Here is an 18629-nt window from a genome sequence, read left to right as displayed (position 1 = left end):
AGATGGCTAAAAAAGCACCAGAAATGGAAGAGTATAAATATGGTTTCCGCGACGAGCACAAATCCATCTTTCAAACCGGTAAAGGTCTGACTGCAGAAGTAGTTACCGAGATTTCCCGGATTAAGAACGAACCGGAATGGATGTTGGAATTCCGTCTGAAATCCTTGAAGCAATTCGAAAAGATGCCGATGCCGAAATGGGGCGGAGATCTCGACGGATTGGATTTCAACGATATTCAGTACTACGTTCGTGCTTCTGAAAAACAAGGGAAAACATGGGAAGAGGTCCCTTCTGAAATCAAGGAAACCTTTGATAAATTGGGTATCCCTGAAGCAGAGCAAAAATTCCTTGCAGGGGTATCGGCTCAGTATGAATCTGAGGTTGTATATCACAACATGCAAAAGGAATTGGAAGACCAAGGGGTAATCTTCATGGATACGGATACGGCTCTCAGAGAGCATCCGGAAATCCTGCGTGAATATTTTGCAACAGTTATTCCGCCAGCAGATAACAAATTTGCTGCATTGAACAGTGCGGTATGGTCTGGAGGAAGCTTCATCTACGTGCCTAAAGGCGTTAAATGTGAAGTGCCTCTGCAAGCCTACTTCCGGATCAACTCCGAGAATATGGGGCAATTCGAGCGTACACTTATCATTGCGGACGAAGACAGCTTTGTTCACTATGTAGAGGGCTGTACAGCTCCGATCTACAGCACAAACTCACTGCACAGTGCGGTCGTTGAGATCATCTGTAAGAAAAATGCTCGTGTTCGTTACACAACGATTCAAAACTGGGCACCAAACATCTACAACCTCGTTACGAAACGTGCGGTTGCAGAAGAAAATGCAACGATGGAATGGGTCGATGGTAACATCGGTTCCAAACTGACGATGAAATATCCAGCGGTTGTACTGAAAGGTCGTGGAGCTAAAGGTTCCGTACTCTCCATCGCTGTAGCTGGTAAAAACCAGCATCAGGATGCAGGTGCGAAAATGATCCACTTGGCTCCGGATACAACTTCTACGATCGTATCCAAGTCCATCAGTAAACATGGTGGTAAAGTAACGTACCGTGGTTTGGCTTCCTTTGGACGTCAAGCTGAGGGCGCGAAATCCAACATCAAGTGTGATACACTCATTCTCGATAATGAGTCCACATCAGATACAATTCCTTACAATGAAATCATGAATGATAACATCATGCTGGAGCATGAAGCTACGGTATCCAAAGTGTCCGAGGATCAGCTCTTCTACCTGATGAGCCGCGGTCTGACGGATGCAGAAGCTACACAAATGATCATCATGGGCTTCATTGAGCCATTCACGAAGGAATTGCCAATGGAATATGCTGTTGAGATGAATAGATTGATCAAATTCGAAATGGAAGGCTCTATTGGTTAATTCTTTTCAAAAAGGATTATTCAGCAGATCGGGACGTTCACGTCCTGAATCCGACCTAACTTAAATCATGTAATACTAAAAAAGATCGAGGTGAATTCCTCGGTCTTTTTTTTATACTGTGTTGTTCGTTTATTGTACATATTAATGATCAGATTCTAGTATAGAACGAAGTATAAGGGAAAAGAATTTGACTAAAAAAGCATACTGCTATACTTAACCCTAGTCTGAGCGGCGCTTTTTTGTAATAAAATAAGACCAATAGCACAAGCCATTTCATAGATTTAAGCATGTAATGATAGAAAAGGATGTGAGTGTATGAGCGTTAACCCTTTCGAGGGATATCGGATTACAAGTTCATTCGGCTATCGCATTCATCCCATTCATGGTGGACAAACATTTCACCGCGGAATTGATCTCGTAACAGAGCCGTGGAATGGCCCTGTCTATGCCTTTATGGAAGGCAGGGTACGTTTTGCTTCCGAAGGAGTTACAGGCTCCGGATTCGGCGGTTATGGGCTTACAGTTGCCCTTCAAGATCATCGAGGCTACTTGCATTGTTATGGTCACCTTTCTCGCATTGCCGTAACAGTTGGACAGTTGGTAAAGCGAGGCCAGCTGATCGGTAATCAGGGAAGCACGGGTCAGAGTACTGGTCCGCATGTACATTATGAGATTCGTAAAACAAGTGCACCTTCTTACGGGTATACAGCCAGTGAAGATGGTGTGACGGAACCCGCTGCATATCTGGCGGCCGAATACGGAACTGCGACTCAGGAACAGGAGGCTCCGCCGATGACCGCTGAGCAGAAGAGAATATTTGAAGACATGCAGAAGACGCTGGAGATTCAAGGGGAATGGATTCAGCAACAAAAGCAACTTTCCAATATGGATTGTCCCACATGGGCGCAACAAGCTTATGATTATTATCGTCCGTTCATTATGAACGACAAAGGCAGTTATGAATTTTGGAGATTACTTGTTATCATGCACCGTAAGGAAAAAGGCATCCAGATTCATTCGGATTAGAATATATAGATCATTCGGAACAACAGGATTTATTTTTATGAATAGTTCGAATCCTCGGGGCAGAACCAGGCAGACAACCAATTGTGGAATGTTGCCACTTCGCCCGGTTCATTAGGTCGATAAACGTCATATGTTAGGGTATACCTGATGAAGAGGAGGCAATCACATGAGCGAAGTAGGATATGGCTGTGGAGGCAACGTAGGCGGAGTAGGTGGCGTTGGTGGATACAATATGTTCACTAACACGGGTGCAATCCTGGTACTGTTCATTCTGTTGGTTATCATCACAAAAGCATTCTGCGTGTAATCCAATATGATCGAATAGAAATACACAAAGGGAAGCCGATTAAGGCTTCCCTTTGGTCATAATCAACTTATTAAGTTTGCTATGCCTATCTAAGCTACTTTTTGGTTCTCCGTATGCATGTTTGTACAATGAACAGTTACTGTACATAGATCTCAACGATAGCAATATCTCTTTCTTTCGCTAAATCAATAAAGGCCGTAGAGGTCTGAACGAGTGGGCGGAAGTAATCTGCAGGATTATTCATCACAATTAGTCCCGTCTGACCCGTGGAGAGCAGAACCCGTTTACCGATAAAATTAGGCAACATGTGCTTGATCAGTTCCTGCGTGGCTTCACCATTTAACTGACCGAAACTGAGACTGTACAGTTCACACAGAACAGAGATGAGTTCCTGTTTGGTTTGATACACCCGATTGGTCGTCATGGCGCTGTAAACGTCCGCTACAGCCGTTATACGGGAATATGGGTGGATCTCGTCCCCTCGCAGTCCATGGGGATAACCACTTCCATCCTCGCGCTCATGATGCTGAAGAGCAACCGTTGCCAGAATTTCATCCTGCGTGGATTCTTTAATGATATCGTACCCATAGAATGTGTGTTTCTTCATTTCGTCAAATTCTTCCGTGGTCAATTTACCAGGTTTATGTAACATTTCAGAAGGAATCTTGGACTTGCCAATATCATGAAGATATCCTGCTTTGGCTACCGTTAGACATTCCTCGGGGTTATAACCCATCCAGCCGGCGATATAAAAAGCGAGCATTCCGACTTGCAATGAATGGTTATACGTATAATCGCTATCCCCGTCCAGCATAAGCAACAAGGAGACAACATCTTTCTGTTTTTCCAACTGTCCCGTTAGGGTAATCAAAATCTCATCGACTTGTGTCTCATCAATAAAACCCTTCTCCATCGCTTGTTGAAATAGAGACTCAGTACCTTTGATCGTATCGTTAAACAGATTAGTTAACAGACGGGTTTGATCGGAAGGTAAGGTTTGTGCATCAGAGTGTAGGTCGGATGTTGTATGTTCTACATCTGCGTAATCGATTCCATGTTGCAGCAGCTTGGACAGGTCATCTTCACTGAGGGTGGAACCTTTCATCAGGATGTGGAGACCCGAACTGTTGTATACATCATTTTTTAACAGGTCGCCAGGTTTGAGATCAGTAACATGCACTCTCACGTATAAACCACCTTTTCCTCGACTAATATCGACATATATCATTATAATAACAAGAAAAAAATGGGTTGACAACGACTTATTTACTATTAACCCACTCTGTCTAAAAAGGTGTAAAGGCTCATTGTTTAGTTCTCCATGGGGTTCCATGGTCCTAATTGATGACCCTTCCATTCTGATCCATCTTCCCAGATTTCCTTTTTCCAGATCGGAACGGTCTGTTTGAGTCTCTCTATGGCGTAGCGGCTTGCATCATAGCAATCGTTGCGATGAGGTGAGGATACGGCAATGACTACACTAATCTCTGCCACATCCACTTTGCCAATGCGGTGACTGATTGCACACAACACACCAGGCCATCGATCGGAGATTTCCACACCAATAGCCGCCATCTGAGAAAGGGCCATTGGCACATAGGCCTCATACTCCAGATGGACGGTGCGCTGTTCACCAGTCATTTCACGAGTCGTACCTACAAAAGTAAGAGCTGCCCCGTGATTCGGGGTAATCACTAGCGCCGTTGTTGCTTCTACAGACAAGGTGGACTCTGTAATCAGGAATAAGCCATCTTCCGTCCGATGCTCAGGAAAAGTAGATTGATGCTCATTGGATATATCCGTACCATCGCCTCCCGAGACTGGAGGTATTAAGGCAAGTTCGTCTTCTGATCTAATTATAGTATCGGCAGGAGCGTACTGTTGGTTAACGGCCAAAAAGGATGACCTTATCTGAGAAGCTGCCTCAGGGTAAGCCAGACTCAGTTTTTCTTTTATCTCGGCAGCGGTTGGAATGCCTTCAATATATTCAAACTCCAGAAGGGATGTATTTAAGCGTTCAGCAATGCCTGCAAATAGTTGAATTGTCAATTTCATGGATATGGTCCACCTCTTTTTGGTCTTTAAACCCTTTAAATATATCATAACGACGTGGAAAATGTTATGCTTATCCATTAGAAGAATGAACGTTTATTCAAGAGCAGGGGAGGCGGTGTGATGAGCACCAGGGAGAAGCAAACGTTAACGATTCTACACACCAATGACATTCATAGCCACTTTGGCTCCATGAGCACCATCGCCGCTATGATCAATGAGGAACGGGACCAAGGTGGCAACCTTCTTGTATTGGATATCGGTGATCATATGGACCGGATGGCCGTTGAAACAGAGGGAACACTGGGTACGGCTAATGTTGATGTTATTAACCTGACGGGCTACGATGCCATTACAATCGGTAACAACGAAGGACTCACGTTTACGCCAGATCAGCTCGCGCAGTCCTACGCTGGCCTTCTGTGTCCTGTGGTATGCGGTAATGTTGTGGAGCAAGACACTGGCCTTCCGCCAGTCTGGATGAAGCCTTCTCTGATTGTGGAGAAAGGTCCATTTCGCATTGGTCTGCTGGGGGCAACTGCGCCTTTCACCACGTTTTACGAACTTCTTGGGTGGGATGTTCTGGACCCTCTGGAGTCACTAAGTGCTCAAGTAGAATCGTTACGTGATGAAGTGGATGTGGTGGTTATTCTTTCACATCTGGGACTTTCCACAGATCGGAGACTGGCGGAGCAGATCACTGGAATTGATGTTATTCTCGGTGGACATACCCATCATGTTCTAGAAGAACCATTAGTCATAGGCCAGACCGTGCTGGGCGCAGCTGGGAAATTTGGACAATGGCTTGGGAAAGTGGTTCTGGAACGAACAAGCGGGGGAGAACCTCTTCAACTGGTAAGTAGCGGTTGTATGGCTGCCAAGAGTATATTACTGGATGATCAGGTCGCGCTGGCAATCGCTACGGATCGTGCGGAAGCCGAAAGGGCACTTAATCAGACGGCAGTGATAACAGACCGGGTACTGCCCATCGCGTATGACCGGGAATCGCCGCTAGCAACATTGCTTGCACAAGCTGTTCGTCATTTCACGGGGGCACAGCTATCGTTGGTGAATGCAGGTCAGCTTCTCGGAGATCTTCCACAAGGTAATATTACAAAAGGAATGTTGCATTCCCTATGTCCATCTCCTATAAATGCTTGTACAATATGCTTGAGTGGAAGTCATATTCGTGAAGCACTTGAACAGTCCTTGCTGGACGAATTTTCAGGTAAGCCTATTGTCGGCTTTGGTTTTCGTGGTCAAATTCTAGGTACGTTATGTATGGATGGAATGGAAGTTCAATACAATCCGCATGCGCCTGCCTATGAGAAGATCCAGACCATATCCATTAATGGGGAGCCTATGGACGAACAGTGTGAGTATATCGTTGGAACACTGGACATGTTTACGTTCAATGTCGGGTATCCTCCTCTGGCTCATGGAACCCGTACGCTCTATCATCTTCCCGAATTCATACGCGATCTGCTGGAAACGGAAATTAAACGACCAGGGGCTCTGGACGACAGCCTGCGAGCCCGCTGGCATCAAAGCTAAATTAAAGGACTTGCCTTCTGCTGAAGCGGCGGCTAGTGGTAATTACATCTACGGAGCGGGAGAGGATAGGCTGTGCGTTTAGTACATATAAACCTATTGCAGCCTGGCATGAAGCTGGGGAAACGAATTTATAGTGAAGAAGGCCTGGTATTACTTAGTGAGGATGTAGAGCTAACCAGTCGATTGATTGGGCGGCTCAAAGATCTCGGGGTTGGTTATGTGTATATCAAAGATGCTGCGACTGAGGATATCATCGTTCCTGATATGTTGCAGGAAGAGACCAAGAGGAAGGCATTGGTAGAGATCAAGCAGCAATTTCAGAGTATGTCAGGACTAAAAACCAAAAATCAGATTCCTCATTTCGGTAAAGCGCTTAGTGGTGTGATGAATGCCATTCTGGAAGACATCGGCAGTCAGAAGGAAGCCATGATTATGCTGATGGACATGAATTCCAGTGATTTTGACCTGTATAACCATTCTCTGAATGTATGTGTGTACACATTGGTTCTTGGTGTCGCTTCGGGTTACACACGCCAGCAATTAATGGAGATTGGTCTGGGCGCCTTGTTGCATGATATCGGCAAGACACAGATTGCACCTGAGATCCTGCACAAACCCTCCAGATTGAGTGACGAGGAATTTAAAATCATTCAGCAGCACACTACATATGGACACCGTATTCTCAAAGATGAACCAGGCATACCGCTTCTATCTGCGCATTGTGCATTGCAGCACCATGAACGAATTGATGGTAGCGGATATCCATTTGGGTTGAAAGACAAAGAAATTCACGAATATGCCAAGTGGATTGCGCTTGCTGATTCCTATGATGCCATGACGACGAATCGGGTGTACAAGCAAGCCTTATTGCCGCATCAGGCTGTCGAGGTTCTGTACACTGGTTCAGGGACCCTGTACGAACAACGGATGCTGGAGAAGTTCAGGGATTGTGTAGCCATATACCCAGTAGGTCTTTCAGTTAAGCTCAGTACGGGAGAGGTTGGGGTAGTTGCATCCATTCATTCACGTGTTCCCCAACGTCCGCTGATCCGTGTTCTAAAAGATGCGGACGGCCAGACTTTATCTTCGCCTTACGAAATTAACCTGCTGACAGCTCTGTCTGTGATGATCACAGGTGTAGAGGGTGTGGAGGATATACCATCTGCGGCCCAAAGTGAACAGGTGCAAAGCTGAACAACTAGAAAGATGATTAGCGCTCATGTCGTAATATCGGGGCCGTTTCGTGATTCGGTTCAGAGTTGCCTGAGCGTTTTTTGTCATGTAATGGACAGGGTCTACGTATGCCGGAGCATTCAAAATTGTGCTATGATAAAAGATAACTCCAAAAGAGAAACACAAGGTATGATGTAAATAAAACTTTTTAGGTTAATAAAAGGAATAAGGTGAAGAACAATGACCATGCTAAACTCAGGATCGGTACAACCGATGCCTTTATCGCCGACCAATGATCCGTGGGATCCGATCGGCTCTCTGCGTACATATGGACGCCATGTGCTGACCAGTGTAGAAATGACTGTGACACATCTGTGCAATATGAGGTGTGAGCATTGTGCCGTGGGAGATATGCTTACGATGCGCGAAGCACCGGCTCTACCACTTCCTCTGATGCTGAAACGATTGGATGAAGTGGAGCATCTGCAGACGATTAGTCTGACGGGTGGCGAGCCAAGCTTTAGCCAGAAAACAGTGGATGAAATGATCATCCCACTGCTCAAATATGCCAAGGAACGTGGAATTCGTTCCCAGATTAATTCGAATTTGACATTGGATATCAGCCGGTATGAGCAGCTTTTACCGTATCTGGACGTTATGCATATCTCATTCAACTACCTGAATGCTGACGATTTCCATCAAGTCGGATTTGCAAATAGTGGCAGACCTGTAAAACGTGAAGTAGCGGTGAAGATGTATGAGAAAATGATTGAGAATTCCCGCAAACTGAGTGAAGCAGGCATGTTTATCTCTGCGGAGTCAATGATCAACTTCCGTACGCATGACAAGCTGGATGGTATTCATCAATTGATTCGTGAGATGGGCTGTGTTCGCCATGAAGTGCATCCGATGTATAACTCGAACTTTGCTTCGTCGCTGCCCGTGTTATCACTGGATCATATGAGAGCGGCGATTCATCGTTTGCTTGATGTGCGTGACAAGGATATGTGGATGCTCTTCGGGACATTGCCATTCTTCGCATGCAGTGCAGCTGAGCAGGATCGGGAATTGATTAACCGACTGTACAGCGAGCCAAATGTGACGGTACGTAACGATCCGGACGGACGCAACCGTGTGAACGTCAACATGTTTACAGGCAATGTGTATGTGACGGATTTTGCGGATATCCCGGCGTTTGGCAACATTCGTGATCGTAAGCTGGATGAGGTGTTCCATGAGTGGTCAGCGGAACATCCGCTCAATCAGACGGTTAACTGCCATTGTGATATCGCATCCTGTTGCGGGCCAAACCTGCTCGTAGCGGATATGTATTACAAAGGTGTGGATTTCAAATCCAGAAAGGCCATCACACGTTGATATTCCAGGTGTATTCCTGAAATAGATAGAAAAGGGGAGTTTCAACTTGGATATTCATACCGAGTTTCATCTTGGGCAGCTAGTATTTAATCTGGTCTGTGTCTTTTTGCTCGTATTTTTGAATGGCGTATTTGTTGCAGCAGAATTTTCGCTTGTGAAAGTAAGGCAGACACGCTTAACTCAATTACAGAGTGAAGGAAACCGTATGGCTGGTTACGCATTGAAGGTGAATAGTAAACTGGATTCCTATCTATCGGCAACTCAGTTCGGGATTACGCTGACATCGCTCGGACTTGGGTGGCTGGGAGAACCGGCCATTTCGGAATTGCTCGTTGAGCCACTCATGTTTAAACTTGGTGTAGGAGATGCAGGACTTATTTCGACCGTGTCGGTCATTATTGGTTTTTGTATCATTACATTTCTGCATATTGTTCTGGGTGAGCTCGCCCCTAAATCACTTGCGATTCAAAAAACAGACGGTGTGGCATTGTTCTTATCTGCACCTTTGCTGTTGTTCTACAAAATTTTCTTTCCGTTCATCTGGGTACTGAATGTATCGGCCAATGCATTGCTGCGTCTGGCAGGTATCGAACCTGCCAGTGAAGGAGAAGCTCACTCAGAAGATGAGCTTCGTATACTGATGAAGCAGAGTGCCAAAAGTGGGGTCATTGATAAGGATGAGATCAAACTGATGGATAACATCTTTGACTTCTCCGATATGCTGGCACGTGAAGTCATGCTGCCTCGTACGGATATGGATTGTTTGTATACCCACATGTCTTTGGAGGAAAATCTGGAGATTATTAATGCAACCAAACATTCCCGGTATCCTGTGGCAGTAGAAGACAAGGATGAGATTATAGGGTTTATCCATATCACAGACCTGCTGCTGGCTGACCCGGAGCAGCAACGTGATCTGGCTTCGCTTGTCCGTCCCATCTTGAACGTTCCCGAATCCATGGAGATTAGCCAGGTATTGCGGATGATGCAGAAGAAACATTCTCAGATGACCCTGGTCGTGGATGAGTATGGGGGCACAGCTGGATTGCTGACCGCGGAAGAGATTCTGGAAGAGATCGTTGGAGACTTGTATGACGAGTTTGAGGATGAGCGTCCGCATATGGAACGCACCGGCGATTCATTCTCCATTGATGGTCGATCGCTTATTGAAGAAGTTCATAAGTGGACTGGGGCCATCATTGAGGATGAGGAAGTAGATACGATTGGTGGATGGCTGTTTAAAGAGCTTGGAGGCAGTCCGGCCAAGGGGAAAATGCAGGAGCTTAATGGGTACGTTTTTGAAGTGGAAGAAGCCACTCGCTTACGAATCACCCGGGTTCGAGTGTATAAGCAATCTGTCCCACAAGACATGAATACGGAAGAAGATCAGTCAACACACTAAATTGACCTCTGAAGGAACGCCTTATGGTGGACTTTCAGAGGTTTTTTTGATGTGTCAGTTAAAAGGGGATTAACTTGCCGACCTGAAACATATGGATATAGAGACGGAAGCAATTGTTTTAAAGGTACGTTGAGTGCATATAAACATGCAGAAAGGAGAGTTATTCTGTGAAAGATCCACAGCTTCGAGCCTATGTCCCATTTGTGGGACCGTTTGATCCTTGTCCACCCGTAAAGATTCGAACGTATCTGGTTCCTCCGCAATTATTCATTCCATTTCAACCTATGGGCTGGCCTCAGTACAGCCCGGCAGAAGCCTTAAGAATCGGAACGTTGTGGCCTGCATTATACAGCCCTTATACACCAGCGAGATCGAAAGGGAGGAAGGTGGAGTCGGATGGAGCCTGAAGTACCCAAAGCCTGTGATGCAAGGTACTACGAGCTGTTAGAGGAGCTCCAGGCACTGGACTTTGTATTAGTTGAGCTGAATCTGTATCTGGACACCCATCCGGGTGATTTTCAGAGTATTGAACAGTACAACAAATTCAGTCAGGAGCGCATGAGAGTTGCACATGAATTTCAACAATTGTATGGACCGCTGATGAACTTTGGTCATGCATTCTCCAAATATCCTTGGGAGTGGTCTCAGACACCGTGGCCATGGCAGGTGTGAAATAATCCCCTCGGGTTTCCGTGCAAAGTTGTAAAGCCGGGGACTCGGGGAACATGCCAGCAATTTCGATTTTATTCAAAAAGGAGGGCTCTGCATGTGGGTGTATGAGAAAAAATTGCAGTATCCTGTTCGGGTTAGCAAATGTGATCCTCATATGGCAAAATTGCTGGCTGAACAATATGGAGGAGCGGACGGTGAGCTGGCAGCAGCTCTGCGGTACTTGAACCAGCGGTATACCATTCCGGACAAAATAATCGGGCTGCTGAACGACATAGGCACAGAGGAATTTGCTCACCTTGAGATGATTGCCACCATGATTTACAAGTTAACAAAGGACGCGTCAGTGGAGCAACTGGAAGAAGCGGGACTTGCACCTAATTATGCTCAGCGTGATTCTGCTTTATTTTACACGAATTCCTCAGGTGTACCTTTTACTGCAGCATACATTGCTTCGAAGGGAGATCCGATCGCGGATTTGTATGAGGATATTGCAGCAGAAGAGAAAGCCCGGGCTACATATCAATGGTTAATCGATCTGACCGATGACGTGGATCTGCAGGATAGTCTGAAGTTTCTTCGGGAACGGGAAATCGTGCATTCGTTAAGGTTCCGGGAAGCCGTGGAGATTTTGAAAGAGGATCGGGACACAAAGAAAATTTTCTGAATATTTAATATCGAGGCAGAAGTCTGGCAGTCCAGTAGGGCTGCTTTTTTGTATGAAAAGATAATAAAATTAAATAAATAATTTTTAAAATTAAATTACATATAATTATATAATTTACAAATATTGTTGTAAAATACACTCGCATATTATACAATGAAATTGAAGTTGAAAATTCTATTAAGGAGATGATCATTTTGAGACTTAGTAAAGTTCTTATGTTGACTGCATGTTCCTTTATTTTGACCACTTCCATTTCAAGTGGAGGCGTGTCTGCGGCAAATGTTCAACCGATTACCAGTACAAGTGTATCAGACGTAGTATCTCCTATGCTTGAAAGTAAAACTTTTTCTGTAGTGCATTATTATCCTGTAGGTTTTGGAGTACCAAAATATCTTACGGACTATAAAACGCCAGACGGTTATGTAGGCACCTTGGTGTTGGTTAGTTATCATACGGTGGATGGAATTGTTGCTGCAAGATTCGAAGGGACCGTTTACAGATAATCAGAAATGGTAGATTAAACTTCGTTTTAAGATTCCTATAACAACGCTTTTGTAAAAAATTAAAAGTAGCAGTTCTCAAGATTGAATAATCTTGGAACTGCTACTTTCATTTAGAGCATCTTTTTCAGTTTAATAGATACTACAGTTGTATGCTGACGGTTTCTTCACCAGGGCTTACATAATTGACACTTACTTTATCGGATGGCACAGAGTGATATCCTCCGGTTTGTCCACTGCCCCAACTGTTATATATCAGATTGCTACCAGAATAGTAGCCTACAGTTATATCATGCCAGCGCACATTTTTAATCGATGAACCTGTGTTCATGTTCTCAGGTTTTTGACCAATGGTGGTCATTCGTTTTACTCTCATCCCTATACCGCTTTTATCCCAGCCACTTACCCCGCTTCTTACAATCGTTGTTGTCAATTGTTCGCCAGTCGTTGTGATTCCTGATACTGCCAACGTACATTCATTGGGATTGGTCACATAAAATTTCATATAAATGTCTTGATTTGAACGATAGCGAGTAGTACTGGGAACCATCGCTCCATTTGCTAGCGTCGTGGGGGACCAATTATCAAAGGCTGTGCTGTATTGTAAACCTGCATCGATCCCATTTCCGTTAGATCCCCAACCTCCCAGATATACATAAGGAACATCCGTTGAAACATTTCCTTTTACGTATGGGGCACCTGGGATGGTAACATAAGTACTTAACCAGTTGTATCCATTATTTGAGAAAACTCTTCGATAAGGACCGGAACCTCCGCTTGGATTAGGTACTTCGGCAGCGGGCGAAATTTGGGTATCATCTTTAATAGCAGATGCTGAAAAATCATTCGTGGACACTCCGGGACCAACAAGTTCTTTTCCGGATGCACTTTGATAGACATTGTTCTCAACCAGATCATATACTTCTGTCGTTTCTTTGAGTTCCATCTTGTTAGAGTAAATGGCACCGTCTTCTGCGACATAGATGACATTTTCTCGATCTTCTTCGTCGAGCCGGGCCATCACGTCAGCAATCACTTCTCGCTCATTTCCTGTGATTGATGAATCGATGTTGACTTCGATCCTTTTTTTAAGCTCGTTGTTCATGGTGATCGTGTCCATATTACCATCTGCGAATACAAGATTGAATGGAGTTAATAACAAAGCTAAGGATAATAATGAAGTTAGCGATTTTCTTATCTTCAAACTCAAAACTCCCTCTCTCAAATGGAATGTGTGTAGAATAATTACCAATGAATTTTGACTACGTTTAATGCAGCAACTCAGGATAATGGTAGATATAGATCGTGCTTGAACATAAACATCTCCTTTTATGGATTTTAATTACTTCTATATGATAGTTTTTATGTAATAATATGTAAGTGACTATTTTCACAGTAAAAGGTAATAAATCTCAAATGAACGTTATAGGTAAGAAAATGGAGAAACAAAAAAACCATCTCTAGTAGTGGTACCAGAGATGGTTTTATTAAATTTTGAAGTGTATACCTAGTATTCAACCACCATGGCAACATTTTGCCACCCGGCTCCAACGGTCCAGAACAACACTTTGTCACCACGCTGAATCTGCCCGGTTGTAACCGCTCGATGCAATGCAATGAACGGACTGCTGGTTGATGTATATCCGAACTCATCTCCGATATAGACAGCAATATCATCACCGATGCCAACGTTCTCGGATACAGCGCGAATGTTGCTAATGGATAGCTGAGAGAAGCAGGCGGCTCTGATCTCGTCAGGTCCAATCTCGTTGCGTGCCAGCAAGGTACGAATGGACTCTGAAGCGGCATCCACACAGATGGAATCATCAAAAGGGATAAATTTCACATGAAAGGCACCCGCATCTACACCTGTTTTGCCCAGCTTCGCCAAGCCCTCTGCAGGAAAAAGAGAATTGCCATACACACAGGTATCCGTCTGATAGATGGAATCAATGAAACCGACAGCATGTTCATCCCGCTCTATAATTACCGCCGCTGCTGCATCACCGAAATTGGCAAAGTACACGGGATCATCGGGACTGGCGTGAGGAGCTACGTAATCCGAGCCAATGATTAAAGCCCGGCGAATCCGAGGATTGCCCAGCATCTGCCGGCTAACCTGTTCGAAAGCAGCAGTCATGCCTGCACAGTTCGCGTTACTGTCGATACAGATCGTGTGAGAAGCTCCGTTAATCAGGCGATGAATCATCAGGGAATTCGTAGGAAAGATGTATTCTGGCGTTTGGCTTGCATAAGCAATCAGATCAATATCTGCACCGGTGAGTCCGGTTTTTTCCAGTAGATTACTGGCTGCCTCGAAGGCCATGCTTAGCGAATTTTCGTCATCGTTGTCAATTTTATAACGTGTATCACGACCAAGTGCCTTTAACAATCCACGAATATCTACACCTCTTGCATCAAAATGTTCAATATAAAAATCATTGTGCACCTTGGTTGTTGGGTGATAGATATCGATATCTACAATACGAATTCCGGCCATCTTCATTCTCCTCTTGAGCGGAAGGGTGAATTCACAGCTTGTCCGCCTGGTTTATTAAGTGGTAACGGTAGATATGATTTCGAGATTGTCCAGGCCAACAGACCGACCAAGTCGGGACAATTGCATTTTTAGAATCGCGTTGTTCTCGAGGGTCAACACGACTTTTTTATATCCATCTTTTTTGAACATTTGAAGGCAGCCTTCCAAAAGAGGAACAATCTCCGGAGCAGTAACATTCAACTTTTTGCAATCGATGTTCAGGTCGAACTCCTTGGTGTTAATAGGAGCGATCGTATCCTGATAGGCCGAGATGGAACGCAAACCGTCTTCTTGAGAGAAAGAACCCTCCAGTTCAATGTTTAACACCTTGTTCGGAACGTCAGTCTTAAGAATGAAATTTCCCATGCTTGATCTCTCTCCTTTAAATGAGTTAAGGCTATCCTGCTAATGGATATACAGCTCCAATTGGACCCTGCTGAAAGCTTCTAAGATGAGAGCTGATTTGAAGGATAATTTAACCATATTATAAAGGTAGGAATGTAAAAAGATCAATAAAAAAGTCGAATCATGTATAAAAATGTAGAAAAGTGAATTACTGTATTTCGTCCAAGGTAGCAAGCAAAATATTAAATGCGCTAATAATGCGCGGGGCCCCCACACATGGTGCCAGATGTAGCAATATTCCCTTGATCTGATCTACCGTCATTCCCACACTAAGAGCCATTGTGTAGTGTACTCCCAATTGCTCATACTGCCCTTGGGTAATCAATGAAGAGATAATAGCAACTTCCTTCCATTGATCCGTAATCGTGGTGCGCTGAAAAATATCTCCGTATGCCGTCCCCATAATAAATTCAGACAACTCGGGAAAATGTTCTTTGATGGGGGCAAGGGCTTTTGCACCGTACTCCCCAGAAAGTTTAGCAAAACGGTCGAGTCCCTGAGCAACATGTTCACTCATGATATGCTCCTCCTAATTCAAAGTTACGGTGCGGTGAGCCGTGGGTGGAATTTCATCCCGATCGGTCAAAAGTTCTATAACAGTTACCCGATTCAACGTCTGGGCTGTGTTTAATGCAGATGAGAACTCAGCAAGGGTCTCTGCTCGAAACGCAACCGCACCTAGAGATTCGGCAAATTTGGCTGCATCCATAGGAACTTCATATACTGTGCCATCAATTCTGCCCGTTGTTTTTTCCATTCCTTTGAGTGCCATGTCCAGTTGTTTGTTATTAACAACAATGAAAATGACATTCAGATTGTTGCATACCGCGGTATTGATCTCTGTCCCCAGCATCATGAAACATCCATCTCCGGTGATACATACGATAGTCTCTTCAGGGGAGGCGGCCTTTGCGCCTATCGCCATACCAATGGCGTTACCCATGCATGCAAAGTATGCGTCAAACACAAAGCTGCCTGGTTTCTTGACTTTATATCGCTGGACCGCATGAAATCCATGGCTGCCATCATCGACAAACAGTGTATGATCGTACGGCAGCAGATCGCTCATCCCGTCCAGCACAGAAGCCAGAGACAGTTGGGGGAGATCTGGTAAAGGGATAGTGTAATCCATGGGTGGCGTAGTTCTCACAGGAGTAGGGAGGTCTTCTAGTGTACCCAGTAAATATTGCAGATTGTCCTTCAAATCACCGGTGATATGTAAGGTTTGAGCGCTCAGAATCTTGCCTACAAATGTAGGATCAGCGTCAAATTGTATGAGGTGTGCCGGGTGGTTATCAGGCTTCAGATTGCAGATGGTCATGTCACTCAGACGTGAACCAAGTACGATATAAAGGTCACTTTGGTTCAGCATGTCGTCTGCATGTGGGAAACCACCGACACCACAAGGTCCGTGGTACAGGGGATGGTCCCACGCAATCGCTCCTTTTCCACCAGGAGTAGTAATAACGGGAATGTTGAACGATTCTGCCAGATGAAGCAATTCATCATGGGCTCTGGCGCGACTTACACCTTTACCAGCAATAATTAAGGGACGGTCAGATTGTTGAATGAGAGGAAGAATACGATTCAGATTAGATACACTAAGCAGAGGTTCCGGTTCGGGAATGACAATCCGGCATTGAGGTAACAGCTCGGTCTGTACGTCAAAAGGAAGGCAGAGATGAACAGGGCCTTTATTAGGGCCGAGTGCAATGGAAAGGGCATGATTCAGCAGTGTGCCGAAGTGATCACCACGCTCAACCAGTTTGCTGAAAAGTGTAGCAGGTTTGAACATCTCGGCCAGATCAGCTAAATAGGAAGAGGAGTCCTGACACTGGGGGAGTCCCAGTTCCTGAATGGATTGATGACCCGTAATAAACAGTACGGGCAAATTGTTGGCCTTTGCATGGGCTGCAGCAGTAAGCAGATTGGTTCCGCCTGGACCGGATGTGGCAAAGGCAACCCCGAGTTTACCCGTCTGTAATGCATAACCGGATGCGGCAAAACCTGAGCTGGATTCATGACGGCCTGGAATGAATTCTAATCCGTAATCCACCATCTTCAGGACAGCAGGACAGATGGACTTACCAATAATACCAAAGACATGAGTAACGCCTAGATTACGCAGAGTTTCTGCCAAATAGTCCGCAACTGTTCTCACGCGGGACACCTCGCTTCATGAAATAGGTTAATAGAACCATACGCATATTCCATTTGTTGAATGCAAGTCAATGTCTAAGGTTGTAAGAGGAAATATTCATTGTTATTAGGAAGAGTATCTTTTTTTTGTTGTTTTTTGTCAACTTGTTTTTATGAGTCTAAATTCCTGATTCTTAAGTTGGTAACGCTTTAAGTGTTGCTGGATAAAGTAAAATTAACTGGTTATATATCCCTGCAACGAATTACCCAATCTATGTTTAGTTACAAATAATGTAAAAAGATGACTAACCATGATGAATTTCAGGTACAACCAGCGACTTGTAAGCTAGCGTTTTAATTCTTTTTCGTATCAACGCATCGCATTCGCAATTCTTTGCTTTCTGCTATACTGGAAAGGAATTTGGAGGGGATAAAATGGCAGTCATCAAGATGGCTCTGATTGGTCTAGGTAAAATGGGATTACATATGGTTCATCTAATCGAGAATACGAAGATGGATACCACGATTGAAATTGTTGCGGTATGTGATGCGAATGAGGAAGGTCTGGCGTCTTTTGCAGCTTCTCATCCCGGGGTTCGAACGTATACGGATTACAAGCAATTGATGAATGAACATCAGATTGACCTGTTGTATATTGCAGTTCCACCGAAATTTCATTATCCGGTTGTCATGGAAGCACTGGAGCGAAAAATTCATGTGTTCTGTGAGAAACCGCTTGCCAATAGTGTGGAAGAAGCCAAAGTGATGTTAGATGCAGCGGAGCTAGCAGGCGTTATTCATGCCATCCATTTCTCAATGCCGCATGAACCTTCCGTGCTGAAGTTGCAAGAGATGATCGAGCAGCGTACGGTAGGGGCGATTCGCAAAATAGATCTCATTCTGCAATTCCCGCAGTGGCCACGATCATGGCAACAGAATGCATGGATTACGAGCCGGGAACAGGGTGGATTTATTCTTGAAGTGGGGATTCACTGGATTCATATGATTCAAAAGGTGTTCGGAGCCATCCGGGTAGTGAGTACTCAGGTTCAATATCCTGAGAATGGAGAATGTGAACTTGAAGTGCAGGCTGCACTGGAACTGGAAGACGGGACTCGAATTCAGCTAAACGGCATGTCTCAATTTGCGGGAGAAGAACGAGTATCCATGGTGGTGTATGGTACGAAGGGCACGATTGCCTTGGAAAATTGGGAAGATTTGAAGACGGGCATAGTGGGCCAGCCACTTTCTCCAGTGGAAGTGCTTGAATCCGCGAGTGAATTGCCTGTACTTAAACATGTCATTGCCCGTATACAAGGACAACCAGCCAAGATATATGATTTTAACGATGGGTATCAGGCGCAGTTGGTACTTGAGGCGTTACGGAACACGGAAATAAAGTGACAAGAGTTTGGACAT

The 18629-nt window shown here is 44.7% G+C and carries 19 protein-coding genes; 12 read left to right on the top strand and 7 right to left on the bottom strand.

Going from position 1 to position 18629, the window contains the following annotated elements; translation table 11 throughout:
- Positions 1–2: 2 nt before the first annotated feature.
- The 3 genes from sufB to ACX9NY_RS14130 all read left to right on the top strand — a co-directional run bounded on the left by sufB (position 3) and on the right by ACX9NY_RS14130 (position 2733).
- On the top strand, positions 3–1400 hold the full coding sequence (sufB, locus tag ACX9NY_RS14140) for a Fe-S cluster assembly protein SufB (protein ID WP_339240954.1): 1398 nt from the start codon (positions 3–5) through the stop codon (positions 1398–1400).
- 315 nt (positions 1401–1715) lie between these two features.
- Complete coding sequence (locus tag ACX9NY_RS14135; RefSeq protein WP_472478967.1) at positions 1716–2426, top strand: M23 family metallopeptidase; 711 nt, start codon at positions 1716–1718, stop codon at positions 2424–2426.
- A 166-nt stretch (positions 2427–2592) separates the two neighbouring features.
- Positions 2593–2733 carry a hypothetical protein gene (locus ACX9NY_RS14130; RefSeq protein ID WP_017689533.1) on the top strand — a complete coding sequence of 47 codons (141 nt, stop codon included), beginning with the start codon at positions 2593–2595 and terminating at the stop codon, positions 2731–2733.
- A 136-nt stretch (positions 2734–2869) separates the two neighbouring features.
- Here ACX9NY_RS14130 and ACX9NY_RS14125 read toward each other — a convergent pair whose 3' ends face one another.
- Together ACX9NY_RS14125 and ACX9NY_RS14120 are read right to left on the bottom strand one after the other, a co-directional pair.
- Positions 2870–3919 (bottom strand): HD-GYP domain-containing protein, encoded by a 1050-nt coding sequence (locus ACX9NY_RS14125; protein WP_339240956.1) that lies wholly within the window; start codon positions 3917–3919, stop codon positions 2870–2872.
- 125 nt (positions 3920–4044) lie between these two features.
- Positions 4045–4788, bottom strand: a complete 744-nt coding sequence (locus ACX9NY_RS14120; RefSeq protein ID WP_339240957.1) for a molybdenum cofactor biosynthesis protein — start codon at positions 4786–4788, stop codon at positions 4045–4047.
- A gap of 120 nt (positions 4789–4908) precedes the next feature.
- Between ACX9NY_RS14120 and ACX9NY_RS14115 the strand changes: the two genes are divergently transcribed.
- The 8 genes from ACX9NY_RS14115 to ACX9NY_RS14080 all read left to right on the top strand — a co-directional run bounded on the left by ACX9NY_RS14115 (position 4909) and on the right by ACX9NY_RS14080 (position 12130).
- Positions 4909–6339 carry a bifunctional metallophosphatase/5'-nucleotidase gene (locus ACX9NY_RS14115; protein WP_339240958.1) on the top strand — a complete coding sequence of 477 codons (1431 nt, stop codon included), beginning with the start codon at positions 4909–4911 and terminating at the stop codon, positions 6337–6339.
- 72 nt (positions 6340–6411) lie between these two features.
- Positions 6412–7533, top strand: a complete 1122-nt coding sequence (locus tag ACX9NY_RS14110) for an HD-GYP domain-containing protein (protein WP_339240959.1) — start codon at positions 6412–6414, stop codon at positions 7531–7533.
- A gap of 219 nt (positions 7534–7752) precedes the next feature.
- Positions 7753–8889: a radical SAM/CxCxxxxC motif protein YfkAB gene (gene yfkAB / locus ACX9NY_RS14105; RefSeq protein WP_091014610.1), complete on the top strand. Its 1137-nt coding sequence runs from the start codon at positions 7753–7755 to the stop codon at positions 8887–8889.
- A gap of 46 nt (positions 8890–8935) precedes the next feature.
- Positions 8936–10291, top strand: coding sequence for a hemolysin family protein (locus tag ACX9NY_RS14100; RefSeq protein ID WP_339240960.1), 1356 nt, complete (start codon positions 8936–8938; stop codon positions 10289–10291).
- A 167-nt stretch (positions 10292–10458) separates the two neighbouring features.
- Positions 10459–10698, top strand: a complete 240-nt coding sequence (locus tag ACX9NY_RS14095) for a spore coat associated protein CotJA (protein ID WP_091014608.1) — start codon at positions 10459–10461, stop codon at positions 10696–10698.
- Entirely contained in the window at positions 10688–10963 is a 276-nt protein-coding gene (locus ACX9NY_RS14090) for a spore coat protein CotJB (protein WP_091014607.1), read from the top strand. Before ACX9NY_RS14095 ends, ACX9NY_RS14090 begins: the two co-directional genes overlap by 11 nt.
- Before the next feature lie 94 nt (positions 10964–11057).
- Positions 11058–11627 (top strand): manganese catalase family protein, encoded by a 570-nt coding sequence (locus ACX9NY_RS14085; protein ID WP_472478962.1) that lies wholly within the window; start codon positions 11058–11060, stop codon positions 11625–11627.
- Positions 11628–11821: 194 nt separating this feature from the next.
- The gene (locus tag ACX9NY_RS14080; protein ID WP_339240964.1) at positions 11822–12130 is read left to right on the top strand and encodes a hypothetical protein; all 309 of its coding nucleotides are present in this window, start codon (positions 11822–11824) and stop codon (positions 12128–12130) included.
- A 139-nt stretch (positions 12131–12269) separates the two neighbouring features.
- Here the strand turns inward: ACX9NY_RS14080 and ACX9NY_RS14075 are convergent, their stop codons facing one another.
- From ACX9NY_RS14075 to ACX9NY_RS14055, 5 genes are all read right to left on the bottom strand, one after another.
- On the bottom strand, positions 12270–13331 hold the full coding sequence (locus tag ACX9NY_RS14075) for a hypothetical protein (RefSeq protein WP_472478960.1): 1062 nt from the start codon (positions 13329–13331) through the stop codon (positions 12270–12272).
- Positions 13332–13634: 303 nt separating this feature from the next.
- A complete protein-coding gene (locus ACX9NY_RS14070; RefSeq protein ID WP_339240968.1) occupies positions 13635–14627 on the bottom strand; it encodes a 3-oxoacyl-[acyl-carrier-protein] synthase III C-terminal domain-containing protein in 993 nt (330 codons plus the stop codon).
- A gap of 54 nt (positions 14628–14681) precedes the next feature.
- The gene (locus tag ACX9NY_RS14065) at positions 14682–15032 is read right to left on the bottom strand and encodes a hypothetical protein (RefSeq protein WP_339240969.1); all 351 of its coding nucleotides are present in this window, start codon (positions 15030–15032) and stop codon (positions 14682–14684) included.
- 187 nt (positions 15033–15219) lie between these two features.
- Complete coding sequence (locus tag ACX9NY_RS14060; RefSeq protein WP_342572441.1) at positions 15220–15588, bottom strand: carboxymuconolactone decarboxylase family protein; 369 nt, start codon at positions 15586–15588, stop codon at positions 15220–15222.
- 12 nt (positions 15589–15600) lie between these two features.
- Positions 15601–17232, bottom strand: a complete 1632-nt coding sequence (locus ACX9NY_RS14055) for a thiamine pyrophosphate-binding protein (RefSeq protein WP_472478957.1) — start codon at positions 17230–17232, stop codon at positions 15601–15603.
- 413 nt (positions 17233–17645) lie between these two features.
- Here ACX9NY_RS14055 and ACX9NY_RS14050 point away from each other — a divergent pair, with 413 nt between their 5' ends.
- Positions 17646–18614, top strand: coding sequence for a Gfo/Idh/MocA family protein (locus tag ACX9NY_RS14050; RefSeq protein WP_472478955.1), 969 nt, complete (start codon positions 17646–17648; stop codon positions 18612–18614).
- The last annotated feature ends 15 nt before the right edge of the window (positions 18615–18629 follow it).

It is taken from the genome of Paenibacillus sp. CB74 (genome assembly GCF_055687625.1).
Note: the sequence above shows the minus strand (reverse complement) of the source record. Positions and strands in the feature narration are given on the sequence as shown.

Coding starts and splice junctions, on each gene's coding strand:
- sufB (WP_339240954.1), top strand. CDS start 3: ATGGCTAAAAAAGCACCAGAAATGGAAGAGTATAAATATGGTTTCCGC.
- ACX9NY_RS14135 (WP_472478967.1), top strand. CDS start 1,716: ATGAGCGTTAACCCTTTCGAGGGATATCGGATTACAAGTTCATTCGGC.
- ACX9NY_RS14130 (WP_017689533.1), top strand. CDS start 2,593: ATGAGCGAAGTAGGATATGGCTGTGGAGGCAACGTAGGCGGAGTAGGT.
- ACX9NY_RS14120 (WP_339240957.1), bottom strand. CDS start 4,788: ATGAAATTGACAATTCAACTATTTGCAGGCATTGCTGAACGCTTAAAT.
- ACX9NY_RS14115 (WP_339240958.1), top strand. CDS start 4,909: ATGAGCACCAGGGAGAAGCAAACGTTAACGATTCTACACACCAATGAC.
- yfkAB (WP_091014610.1), top strand. CDS start 7,753: ATGACCATGCTAAACTCAGGATCGGTACAACCGATGCCTTTATCGCCG.
- ACX9NY_RS14090 (WP_091014607.1), top strand. CDS start 10,688: ATGGAGCCTGAAGTACCCAAAGCCTGTGATGCAAGGTACTACGAGCTG.
- ACX9NY_RS14085 (WP_472478962.1), top strand. CDS start 11,058: ATGTGGGTGTATGAGAAAAAATTGCAGTATCCTGTTCGGGTTAGCAAA.
- ACX9NY_RS14070 (WP_339240968.1), bottom strand. CDS start 14,627: ATGGCCGGAATTCGTATTGTAGATATCGATATCTATCACCCAACAACC.
- ACX9NY_RS14065 (WP_339240969.1), bottom strand. CDS start 15,032: ATGGGAAATTTCATTCTTAAGACTGACGTTCCGAACAAGGTGTTAAAC.
- ACX9NY_RS14060 (WP_342572441.1), bottom strand. CDS start 15,588: ATGAGTGAACATGTTGCTCAGGGACTCGACCGTTTTGCTAAACTTTCT.
- ACX9NY_RS14050 (WP_472478955.1), top strand. CDS start 17,646: ATGGCAGTCATCAAGATGGCTCTGATTGGTCTAGGTAAAATGGGATTA.